Source organism: Dyadobacter sp. HNCC25DJ185, assembly GCF_056895195.1.
On the sequence record NZ_JBXHAR010000010.1, the window covers coordinates 257100 to 268585 of the forward strand.

The window sequence follows — 11486 nt, forward strand, 5'->3', positions numbered from 1 at the left end:
CGGGCGGCGCGTACTTTTTCTAAATGTCTACTTTTTTGGGTTAAATTATGGGTTATGTAGCTGTTAAGGGTGGTACAGATGCCATCCTTCATGCGAATGAGCTGGTGGAATTTTATAGGCTGAGGGATGCTACCGATTTATTGGACATCCGGCAAATTCAATCCCAATTGCGGCTGGCGGTCGACAAAGTGGTGAGCGAGGGAGGTGTTTATGCGCCAGAGTATGCTGCCATTGCATTGAAACAATCCGAAGGCGATGTGCTGGAAGCGGCATTTATACTCCGGGCTTTCCGGGCTACACTCGAAAGAAGATATCATTCCGAAGTCATCAATACCAGGGAAATGTTCATCAAAAGGAGAATTTCCGCCTCCTTCCGGGACGTACCCGGCGGACAAATACTAGGCCCGACGCGGGATTATACCCAGCGGATCCTGGACACGGAAAAGGTATCGGAACAAAAGGAAGACATCGAAGCTTTTCTCAAAGATTTTGAAAATAAAGTCGATCAGACAAAGCTGAAGGAAATCGATACTTTCAATAAGGTCATTGACCTATTGAAAGCCCAGGGCCTGCTCCTGCCCGCATCCGACGACGACGATACGACTTTAAAAGACATTACCAGGGAGGCCATCAAATTCCCCGCACCGCGCTCCGCAAGGTTGCAAATGCTTGCACGGGCAGAAACGGGGGGGCTTATGGCGCTGGGATACAGCAATATGCGCGGATTCGGAAGCGTGCATCCTACCGTTGGCGAATTGCGTTACGGCTCGGTGCCTGTACGGGTCCGGGACAAAAGCGGGCGGGTCAGGTACATTGGAAAAATAGAAGTGACCGAGGCTGAAATGATATCCAAAATGAAAGTGACCAAAAAGAAAAAGCTGCCACTCTATTCCATTGGTTACGGATTGTGTTTTGGCCAGAATGATACCAAAGCCATCTGCATGGGAATTCTGGACCGCGCCATGCGAAACCCTGATCCCGATTCCCCTTCCAATGATCCCGAATTCATACTTTATCACACAGAGGGCGTGGAAGCGATGGGTTTTACCAATCACCTCAAATTGCCCCATTACGTAACCTTCCAGGCAGACCTGAACAATGTGAGACAGGCGGTTACCCGGAATGCCAAGACAATTTTGGAAAATGGTTGAAAACAAAAAATACGTCAATAGGTATAATTTTGCCTTTATCGACGAATCCACAAAGAAGGAGATCCGGAGAAAGCTGCTGAAAGCAGTCGCCATTCCCGGTTATCAGGTACCTTATTCTTCTCCCGAAATGCCCATTTCACGAGGATGGGGCACGGGTGGGCTGCATATCTCGCTGGCGGTGATAGGCAGGGAAGATGTTTTCAAGATCATCGATCAGGGCAGCGACGCGAGTGTGAATGCCTGCAACCTGCGCGCGTTTGTGCACCAGATGACCGGATGCAAAACCACATTCGATACCTCGGAAGCGACGCTGATCCAGTCCCGCCACAGGATCACGGAAGAAGCACTGCGTGCCGACCAGATCTTTATTTTCCAGGTACCGCAGCCGGAGCCGCTGAGACATGTTGAAAAGCATGAATTCAAAACCCGGCAGATGCACGGCGAAGCGGATTATGCCAAGATTTGGGTTTCGTTGTATGAATCTTTTGTCAGAAACGGAGGCATCATGCTGGGGGCGGATTATCCAGTCAAAGTGAATGGCCGCTATATCATGGCACCATCACCAATTCCCAAATGGGATATTCCCAATCTCAACCATGCAGAAACGCTGTTCCTATTCGGGGCGGGCAGGGAAAAAAGGCTTTACGCAATCCCGCCTCATACGTTGGTCGAGCCGCTTGAATTTGACGACGTGAAATTCGGCATTGAAAACTTTGACGGTCTTTTTTGCAATAAAACAGGCTATGAGAAAGCATTTCTGGACGAGATTTATGACGATGACGGATCCAGGCAACACGTGGTGAACGATAGTAATTTCCTCGACAAGCTGGCAGACGGTGAGTCTCCCGTCCAACATTCCAACCCATATATTAACCAGCTCTGATATGGTCACGAATAATGATAACTGGCTGCTGAGGGTTAGGAACCTGACTAAGATATATGGAGAACCCAACGCTGACTCCGTCCGTCTGACCGGTCCAATGTTCAACTCCAACATTTGTCCCGAAACGGAAAGCATCGTGGCTTGCGCCGATATCAGCTTTGATCTTTTTCCGGGCGAGGTATTGGGTGTGGTAGGAGAGAGCGGGAGCGGAAAAAGTACGGTCGTGAAGCTGCTGTACCTGGATATGCTGCATACGTTCGGGGAGGCATTTTTTAGAGCATATCACGACGGCTCGGTGAATATTTTCGATGAATCCAGCCAAAGGAAGCGCCATATCCGGAACCACCTGATGGGAATGGTTTACCAGAATCCCAGGGACGGACTGAATTTTAAATTTTCGTCGGGCGGCAACATTGCCGAAAAACTGATCATGGCTGGCCAGTATCATGTGGTCGATATGCGGGAACGGGCATCGGAGCTGCTGACGAAAACAGAGGTGCCGGTGGCGCGAATGGACGATATGCCGGCTTCGTTCAGCGGCGGCATGCAGCAACGTGTGCAGATCGCCAAAGCGATGGCCAATAATCCGCCCATTTTGTTTTTGGATGAGGTGACGACCGGCCTCGATGTATCGGTGCAGGCCAAAGTACTGGACCTGATCAGGAGCTTGCAGCAGGACCTGGGCATTGCGATGATCGTCGTTTCGCACGATTTGTCGGTGATCCGCATGCTGACCGACCGGACGCTGGTGATGAAAAACGGCCGAATCGTGGAGAGCGGTTTGACGGACCAGATTTTACAGGATCCGCAACATCCTTATACCCAATTGCTTGTAAGTTCTCTTTTGTGATTTTTAGTCAATTGTATTTGAAATGAAGATTCTGGAAATACGTGGTCTGAGCAAAGTGTTCCATATGCATGGGCTGGGAGGGAAAAAGATCGGGGCACTCAGGAACATTGATTTTTCGATGCACGAAGGGGAAGTAGTGGGACTGACCGGCCAATCGGGATCCGGGAAATCCAGCCTGATGAAATGCATTTACAGGACTTACCTGGCCAATTCAGGCGAGATGCTGTACCGCTCAACCCGCGGAACCCTCGACCTGGTGAAGGCGAACGATCACGAGATCATTGCTTTACGGAAAAATGAGATTACTTACTGCTCGCAGTTTTTGAGCGTGATCCCGCGTGTTCCGGCTGTGGATGTGGTGTGCGAACGACTTTTTGGAATAGAAAAAAATAAAGATACAGCCCGTAAAAAGGCAAAGGAAATGCTCGAAATGCTTGGGCTGCCTTCGGAATTGTGGGATGCATTTCCGGTAACATTCAGCGGCGGCGAGCAGCAGCGGATCAATGTGGCAAGGGCAATCATTTCACGTCCAAGGTTTCTTTTGATCGACGAACCTACCGCTTCCCTGGATCAGAAAACAAAAGACGTGGTGATCGGGCTGATCGCCGGCCTTAAAAAGAATGGAACCTCGGTGCTCTGTATTTCCCACGATCCGTATACGCTGGAAAGCATTTCCGATCGCCGGGTGCATTTGGAATCGGGTGAAATTATCCAATACCAGGCTACAAAAGTTGAGGCCAAATCTTAAATATCGATAACATGACAGACCAGTCATTTCGGGAGCACAATGAAAGGCAATTGGCCGAATGCAGCCCGGACCGGCTCCGGGAAAGGGCACTTGCAATTGGCGTCTCAGAACATTTCAAAAGTACGGGGTCGCACTGGGTCGTGGGCGCTTATCCCGGTTTTGGGATACTTGCCATGCTGGATGAAAACCCGCTGAACCAAACACTTTCCGAAAAGCTGGAACAGTTGCAGGAAGAACTGGCCTATAAGCTTGACATCCAGGGTGCTTTGTACCTGTTATCCCCCAAAAGCTTTCACCAAACGGTAGCCAATATACTTTCTGCGGATCGCTTCCAAAAAAATATCGCCGACCGTGGATTGGAGGCAGCTTTTCCTGCATGGGTTGAACGCGTTTTCGGTAGCATCAAAGGCGGCGGATTTCCCGAACCAGTCAGGATGCGGATGGCAGGACTGAGCATTTTTGGTACCGCGATTGGTGCATTGGGCGTATTTGAAAGTGAGGCGGATTATCACAGGATCACTGGTTTCAGATCTGCTTTTTATGGAAATCCACTGCTTGGCGAGCTGGATATCAAAATGACCAGGCCCTTTGTCGGGCATATCACGCTGGCCTATTTGGGAGCGAATTTGGACGATATCCAAAAAAACCGCCTGGCCAATATTGTAGCTGAAATAAACCGAGATTTTGAAGATACTGCCTTCTATTTTTTGATCCGAAACATAGGACTCAGAGAGTACAGAGATCTGTCCGGATTCGACAGGAAAAATCATTATCCTTTGATAACAATTTGATTCGCAATGCAATACTTTGATACTTACCCGGAGGTAGTCAATTCTCAGCTGAAAAGCAACGGACGGAACTTGGGGCCGAGCCCGTTCATTCATCCGTCCTGCAAGATTAAAGACAGCACCATTGGCAGTTGGACGGCATTGGGCGAAAATACATCTTTGGTCGAATCTTCATTCGGAGATTACAGCTATACCGCTGGAAATGTCCAGATCATTTATTCGGAGATCGGGAAGTATTGTTCGATCGCCAACAGCGTGCGGATCAATCCGGGTAACCATCCGCAGTGGCGGGTGACCCAGCATCACATGACTTACCGCCGCATCAACTACGGGCTGGACACTGTAGACGATGACGATTTTTTTTCATGGAGAAGAAGCCACCAGTGCGTAATCGGGCATGATGTCTGGATCGGGCACGGCGCGCTGATTATGCCCGGTGTCCGGATCGGTACCGGAGCTGTGGTTGGTTCGGGTTCGGTGGTTACCAAAGATGTGGCGCCTTATGAAGTCGTGGTAGGCGTGACGGCACGTGTGATCAAGAAACGTTTTCCCGACGAAGTGATAGAAAAGCTGATGGCCAGCGAATGGTGGGACTGGGACCGGGAAACGCTGGAAGAAAGGTTTAACGACCTGTTTAATGTGGATGTTTTTATTGAAAAATACTGTAAATAAGGTACTTATGAAATTCGCCTTTGCAATGCTTTTGTGCTGCACTTTGTTCTTTTCAGGCTGTTCTTCTAAAAAGGACCTGGATGAAAATGGGATACCTGTGACGCTGATCGCCGCGGTAACGCCAGGCGAGGATCCGGAGATGACCATGCAGAAAATGGAGCCGCTCAGGTTGTACCTGGAAAGGAAGCTGGGAATTGGCGTCAAATTTATCAAGGCTACGGATTACACCGCTGTCATAGAGGCCGTAAGGGCAAAAAAAGTACACGTTGCCTTCATGAGCCCTTTCTCGTATGTGCTGGCTTCGGAAAAAATCAAACTAACCCCATTGGTTTCATTGGGTTCAAAAGGCCAGCCAAGAATGTACCGGAGCATCTTGTTCACGCATCCTGGCAGCGGCATTAACAGCATGGAAGACGTGAAAAGGAAAGCAAAACAGTTAACGCTGACTTTCACCGATCCTGCCTCCACTTCCGGCCACCTGGTACCGCGTGCTTACCTGACGAGCATTGGGCTGAATCCGGACAATGCATTTAAAGAAACCATTTTCGCATCCAGTCACGTGGCGTCAATGATGACCGTCAAATCCAAAAAAGCAGATCTCGGCTGCTCTTTCATGGATACCTACAACCGGCTCAGGGACGGTGGTATGCTGAAAGAAAGCGACTTGAAGATCATTTGGACTTCCGGCCCGATCGTGTCGGGCCCGGTGGTGATCCGTGACGATATCGACAAGGGTTTTACGCAAAAATTCAAACAGGCGCTTCTGAATGTGCCCTTAGAAGATCCGCATGCCTGGGCGGTTTACAAAAGCGCCACTTTTGCCAATGATACCACTTTTGTTTACGTAGAAACCCAGGATTCGCTCTTTAACGGCCTTCGGCAGATTGCCGCCGGAATCAAAGAACTGAAGATGCAGGACCATTAGCAGCCGACAGGACTGACTATTACTAAACCAGATAAATTTTTAAGAACATGGTTGAGGTTGTGGGTTTGACAAAATCGTTGCCCAACGGCAGAAAAGTATTGGACGGGATTTCATTTAAGGTTGAAAAAGGGGAGTTCATTGGCATTCTTGGCCCCAGCGGCGCCGGTAAAACACTGACGATCCGCTGTCTGAACGGTTTGCTGAAGCCGGATTCCGGTTCTGTGCTTTTTACGGGAAACGATAGGCAGCAGGTGGATATCTGCGCTTTGCAAAGAAAAGAGCTCCGAATAGTACGGCGGCAGATCGGGATGGTTTTTCAGGGGTTAAGTCTGGTGAAACGATTGTCGGCATTGGAAAATGTCATGATCGGGAGATTGGGAAATATCAGCACGTTTAGAAGTTTGCTGTATGGGTTCACGGACCAGGAAGCCAGCGAAGCATTGACGGCGCTCGACCGTGTCAGGATAGGGGAACTGGCTGGAACGCGGGTACAAAGCATGAGCGGCGGCGAAATGCAGCGGGTGGCGATTGCGCGGGCGATTTTTCAAAACCCCTCCCTGCTGCTCGCCGACGAACCGATTTCGAATCTCGATCCGTACAATGCCAAAGAGATCATCAAAATCCTTCGTGACCTTTCCAAAGAAGTGCCGGTCATCGGTGTGTTTCACCAGCCTGAAATGACTGCCCGCTATTGCACCCGGGTTATCGCCATCAAAAATGGCAAAGTAGCCTACAACAATGATCCGCAGATACCCGCAGAAATGCTGATGGAGATTTATGGAGAGGAATTGTCTCAGATCACAGAAAAATCGTAACGCACCCCATGCAGGAGGCACTCAAAAAATACAGCTACAAACGGTACAACGGGCTGTACCTGCCGTTTGCAATGATCCTCGCGCTCACGGTCGGTTCTTCCATGCTGGTTGGTGTGGACTTTCATCTACTTGCAGAAGGGATCGGCAATGCATTCGAATTCATTTATTTCATGTTCCCGCCCGATTGGGAAGCATTTGATGATATGCTAAGTCCTGCACTCGAATCCATGCTCCTGGCTTTTTTGTCCACCCTTTTCGGGACTATGATCTCCCTCTTTTTCGCATTGGCGGCTGCGAGCAACATGGCTGGGAAATGGGTGAGGAACATCAGCCGGTTTCTCATCAGTTTTGAGCGTTCCGTTCCGGAGATCATCATTCTGCTCATCCTGATCGCCGGATTTGGCCTGGGCGCTTTTCCCGGTGTCATCGCATTGTCGCTTGGCTGCGTGGGTATGCTGGGGAAGCTTTTTGCGGACGCGATTGAAGAAATTGACCCGATTGTGCTCGAAAGTCTGCACGCGATCGGGGCCAATAAGGCCCAGATCATTTTGTTTGGCGTGCTGCCGGTTATTTTTCCAGCCATCGTAACCAATTCCATTTTCAGGTTTGAGGTAAATATCAGGATGTCGATCGTCCTTGGCGCCGTTGGTGCGGGGGGCATTGGCTTTGAGCTGTACAATGCATTCGCCCTGCTCGAATACCGTCGGGCGATGGTGTCAATTATCATCATCCTGGCCATGGTCTTTACCAGCGAAAGGATCTCGGATTTTCTGCGGAGCAGGATCAAGAGGCAGGAAACCTTATAACGCACCATGGAAATACATCAGCTCGAAAAGGATCTACTGCCGTCCCGGAAATTCAGAAAAAAGGCTACTCTAACGCTGGTTTCGGCGATTGGGGTTGTCGCCATTTGCCAATACCTGGAATTTAATCCCTGGATGATCTTTTCGGAATTCCATTACATGACCGATCTGCTGGCGGACATGCTGCCGCCGAACCTGGGCATTGTCAACGGCAATGGCAGGTTGTGGTATTCATTGCTGCAAACCATCGCCATGGCGTTCCTGGGAACATGGGTGGGCGGGTCGGTTGCGATGGTACTTGCTTTTTTGTCGGCCAAAAACACGACACCCCACTTTTTGATCAGAAATCTGATCCGGTTCCTTTTGGCCATGGAGCGGGTTATCCCCAGCCTGATCATTGTCCTGATCTGGGTTATTGCGGTGGGTCTGGGGCCTTTTGCAGGTACGCTTACCCTGATTATCGGCTCCATCGGGATGTTCGGCAAGTTGTTTGCCGACGCTATCGAACATACCGAAAACAAACCGCTGGAGGCCATACACAGTGTCGGCGCAAGCAGGCTGCAGATTATTCGTTACGGTATTCTGCCTGAGGTACTTCCTTCTTTTATTGCCAATTTTTTGTATGCATTTGATATCAACCTCCGCACTGCCATCGGTTTGGGGATTTTTGGTGGGGGAGGTATCGGATTCGAGCTGCATATGGCCCTGAAATTACTCCGGTACAGGGACGCGCTCGGCATGATCGTCTTTACCATTATCCTGATCGTCTCCATTGAAAAGCTCTCGGACTTTTTACGTAAAAAAATCCTTTCGAACGATCAGTTAAAATAAAAGTACGATTCCATGAGGCAAGTTCTCACAGGATGCTAACCCGTTTCTAACAATGCGGAGGCACATTTGCCGGAGAATCAAAATGACCTATGGGCCAGCTATTTTATGTGATCGGTGCATCCGGGGTGGGAAAAGACTCCCTGCTGAATTATGCAAGGGAAAAAATAAACGGGGATTTTCCAGTGCTTTTTGCCCACAGGTATATCACGCGTCCGGCCCACGCGGGTGGCGAAAACCACGTAGCACTGAGTAAGGGGGAATTTGAACAGCGCAAGTTGAGTGGCCTCTTCATCATGGATTGGGAAAGCCATGGAAACCGCTACGGGATCGGGCGGGAGGTTGATTTTTGGTTAAGCCAGAATTGCAGTGTAGTCGTGAACGGATCCAGGGAATATTTGCCGCAGGCATTGAAGAGATATCCCTGGATGACGACGGTTTTGATCAAAGCCGAACCCGAAACGATACATGAAAGGCTAACCACAAGGAGAAGGGAAAGCCTGGAGGAAATCGAAAAAAGAATGGCCCGCACCAATGAACTGAAGTTTTCCGAAAACAATAACGTCATTGTCATTCAAAATGACGGGTTATTGGAAACCGCCGGCGACGAGATCACATCCGTTTTGCTGGCCGGTATATTCACCGAATAATTTCAATTGCAGTAAGCAGAGCTCTTACTGCATGAATAAAGGAATTGATTCCAGTTCAAAGGTTTTTGTATCAAAAACCATAAAACCATTTTTAAACCTCCCTCTTGTAATACACGGCCCATATAGCCACTGGACCTGGTTGCCGAGCTGAAATTTCCCGAAATCGTTCCGAACGAGGATGTCGTGATTGCAGATACTTACCCCTTCGAAATGCATATGTCCCGAAAAACCGATCGTGCAGGCGTGCTTCTTCATGAAAGCCAGATGGCCATGGAATTCTTCAGCCATTTTCGGATAGTAAGTGCTCATGCCGGTGGGATCGGGAAAGGCGAAGTGGGATAAAAGGATTTTTACGCCGTCGAAATCCCGGACGATGATCTCGGGAAGGGAATGAAGGTACTTTTTGTCTTCCTTGGTAATGAGTGCCATTAATTCCACATCATCATACAGAAACACCAGGTCCTGCGCCAGCTGCTTTCTTTCGAAATAATCCAGTTCAAACCAGTTTTCTGGAAAATCAAAAACCTCATTATGGATGGGCAGTTTTTTGATCTGATACAGGTCATTATTTCCAATCACCACCTCGCTGCAATTGCTCCTGATGAGCGCAATACATTCGTTGGCATTCCTGGTTTCCAGAAAATTGTACCGGTTAACCTTATAGCCGATGATATCGCCCAGACAAACGATCTCGTCACAATTTAGAGTTTCAATGATCCTCAGCGCTTCTCTGAGCGCGACAATATCTTCGTGAATGTCCCCAATTACAGCTAGCTTCATTTCAACCGCTTCGAATAATTACTACCAATTTTGATAATCGCAATGATAATATCGAATTGTTAGAATTGTAATAATTTGCCTGTCGGCGTTTCCGGGGCTCCGTTAAATTTTTTCGGTTGCGGTGATGTTGAGGATAAAGTTGTGCAACTCGGTATTTTGTACAAACGGTTTCAGATTCTCGCTGCCTGGCCCGAACATGGCCAGCTCTACGTAATCTGCCGAATGGTCCATTCCTGCCCAGCCGATGCCCGTATAGTGGGTCTGGATATTTGCCAGTTCCCGGAAAAGGGATTTGTTTGTGATGTAAAGCCCGCTGTCGTTTTTCGTGCCAAACAAGCTTAGCAACTTAGCCGCTTCTTCTTTTTTGATGGCATAGCCTTGCGCAAATTCAATCCTTTCGATGAGCTGGGAAGCGGAAGGCATTTCTTTCAAATCGCCCAGGATCCAGTTATTGGTATGTCTGAATTTTTGAAGCATATCAAACTGCTTGTCGCTGCCGAAAAGCCCCGGATTGGCATTGCCATGGTCGGTTGTGATCACCACCAAAGTTTCTTTGTCAGCCGCGGCAAAGTCGAGGGCTACCCCGATCGCTTCATCGAAAGCAATTTGATCGTATACAAGTCCCCCGGCATCATTGGAGTGCGCCGCCCAGTCGACCTTTCCTCCTTCGATCTGGACCGCAAATGCTTTAGGGTTCTTCGAGAGAAGGTCCAGTGTTTTGCGCGTCATTTCCGCAAGTGACGGGACTGTTTTTTTGAGTTGTGCATCGTCAAATGTATCCAGCGAATAGGGTAGTGCTCCTTCGCAAAACACGCCCATAATTGGTTTTTTCAAATTCGTCAACCCGGCCAGATCCTGACTGTTCCGGGGCAATGCATACCCCGCCTTTTCGTACAAACCAAAAAGGTCCTTTTTATCTTTCCTTTTATCGGCCTGAAAAAATTCCGCACCGCCACCCATCATCACATCGAAATTGAGGTCTAGATATTGCTCTGCGATCTCCGATTCATCACCGCGGGACTTATTATTGATACAAAAACCGGCGGGGGTAGCGTGCGTAATAGTCACTGAAGTAACGCAACCAACCGACTTGCCTGCCGCTTTGAATTTCTGCAAAATAGGTTTGTTGAAACTGCCGTCCGCATTGACATTCAAATTGCCGTTGGGTACTTTCTTGCCACCGCCCCAGGCAGAGCTCCCGGCAGCGGAGTCGGTCACCAGCGCATTGGACGACGAAGTTTCCATGAAGGCCCGGCGGCCCGTTTTGTTGGTGTACAAACTTAACCATGCGCTTTCCCGTCCATATTTACGTTTTAGCAGCAGGTCGGCCATGTTCAGTGTTCCGGTGCTCATGCCATCGCTTACCATGAAAATAATATTCTTCGCCAGGCCCTTTGTCTTGCTCAAAGGCTGGGCTGTGTTCTTTTTTTCGGAAATTGAAATGGGCCCAAGCAGCAAACCTGCGGCGCTATTGGTAAAAAAGTCTCTTCTTCTCATGGAGGAAAATGGTTGCTTTATCGGTGTTGAGGTGTCAACAAAACTACATGTAAGTGTTTTACGGGAATGTTAATTTTTCTCATTCCATACCAGCAT

The 11486-nt window shown here is 48.9% G+C and carries 13 protein-coding genes; 11 read left to right on the forward strand and 2 right to left on the reverse strand.

The window, feature by feature from the left end; genetic code table 11:
- The first annotated feature begins 47 nt into the window (after positions 1–47).
- The 11 genes from AC1XUF_RS26380 (at position 48) to phnN (ending at position 9113) form a co-directional block, all read left to right on the forward strand.
- Positions 48–1151, forward strand: a complete 1104-nt coding sequence (locus AC1XUF_RS26380; RefSeq protein WP_483344861.1) for a carbon-phosphorus lyase complex subunit PhnI — start codon at positions 48–50, stop codon at positions 1149–1151.
- Positions 1144–2034 carry an alpha-D-ribose 1-methylphosphonate 5-phosphate C-P-lyase PhnJ gene (locus AC1XUF_RS26385; RefSeq protein WP_483344862.1) on the forward strand — a complete coding sequence of 297 codons (891 nt, stop codon included), beginning with the start codon at positions 1144–1146 and terminating at the stop codon, positions 2032–2034. The genes AC1XUF_RS26380 and AC1XUF_RS26385 overlap by 8 nt, the downstream gene beginning before the upstream one ends.
- Position 2035: 1 nt before the next feature.
- Positions 2036–2884 (forward strand): ATP-binding cassette domain-containing protein, encoded by an 849-nt coding sequence (locus AC1XUF_RS26390; RefSeq protein WP_483344863.1) that lies wholly within the window; start codon positions 2036–2038, stop codon positions 2882–2884.
- Positions 2885–2906: 22 nt separating this feature from the next.
- Positions 2907–3632 carry a phosphonate C-P lyase system protein PhnL gene (locus AC1XUF_RS26395; RefSeq protein ID WP_483344864.1) on the forward strand — a complete coding sequence of 242 codons (726 nt, stop codon included), beginning with the start codon at positions 2907–2909 and terminating at the stop codon, positions 3630–3632.
- An 11-nt stretch (positions 3633–3643) separates the two neighbouring features.
- The gene (locus AC1XUF_RS26400) at positions 3644–4423 is read left to right on the forward strand and encodes a hypothetical protein (protein WP_483344865.1); all 780 of its coding nucleotides are present in this window, start codon (positions 3644–3646) and stop codon (positions 4421–4423) included.
- A gap of 6 nt (positions 4424–4429) precedes the next feature.
- Positions 4430–5092, forward strand: a complete 663-nt coding sequence (locus AC1XUF_RS26405) for a DapH/DapD/GlmU-related protein (protein ID WP_483344866.1) — start codon at positions 4430–4432, stop codon at positions 5090–5092.
- 7 nt (positions 5093–5099) lie between these two features.
- Positions 5100–6017, forward strand: a complete 918-nt coding sequence (locus tag AC1XUF_RS26410) for a phosphate/phosphite/phosphonate ABC transporter substrate-binding protein (protein WP_483344867.1) — start codon at positions 5100–5102, stop codon at positions 6015–6017.
- Between the two features lie 47 nt (positions 6018–6064).
- Entirely contained in the window at positions 6065–6832 is a 768-nt protein-coding gene (locus tag AC1XUF_RS26415; RefSeq protein ID WP_483344868.1) for a phosphonate ABC transporter ATP-binding protein, read from the forward strand.
- 8 nt (positions 6833–6840) lie between these two features.
- Complete coding sequence (gene phnE / locus AC1XUF_RS26420; RefSeq protein ID WP_483344869.1) at positions 6841–7638, forward strand: phosphonate ABC transporter, permease protein PhnE; 798 nt, start codon at positions 6841–6843, stop codon at positions 7636–7638.
- Positions 7639–7644: 6 nt separating this feature from the next.
- The gene (gene phnE / locus AC1XUF_RS26425) at positions 7645–8466 is read left to right on the forward strand and encodes a phosphonate ABC transporter, permease protein PhnE (protein ID WP_483344870.1); all 822 of its coding nucleotides are present in this window, start codon (positions 7645–7647) and stop codon (positions 8464–8466) included.
- 89 nt (positions 8467–8555) lie between these two features.
- A complete protein-coding gene (gene phnN, locus AC1XUF_RS26430; protein WP_483344871.1) occupies positions 8556–9113 on the forward strand; it encodes a phosphonate metabolism protein/1,5-bisphosphokinase (PRPP-forming) PhnN in 558 nt (185 codons plus the stop codon).
- 24 nt (positions 9114–9137) lie between these two features.
- On the opposite strand, the gene AC1XUF_RS26435 is transcribed toward phnN, so the two are convergent.
- Entirely contained in the window at positions 9138–9893 is a 756-nt protein-coding gene (locus tag AC1XUF_RS26435) for a metallophosphoesterase family protein (RefSeq protein ID WP_483344872.1), read from the reverse strand.
- A 102-nt stretch (positions 9894–9995) separates the two neighbouring features.
- Positions 9996–11390, reverse strand: coding sequence for an alkaline phosphatase (locus AC1XUF_RS26440; RefSeq protein WP_483344873.1), 1395 nt, complete (start codon positions 11388–11390; stop codon positions 9996–9998).
- Between the last annotated feature and the right edge of the window lie 96 nt (positions 11391–11486).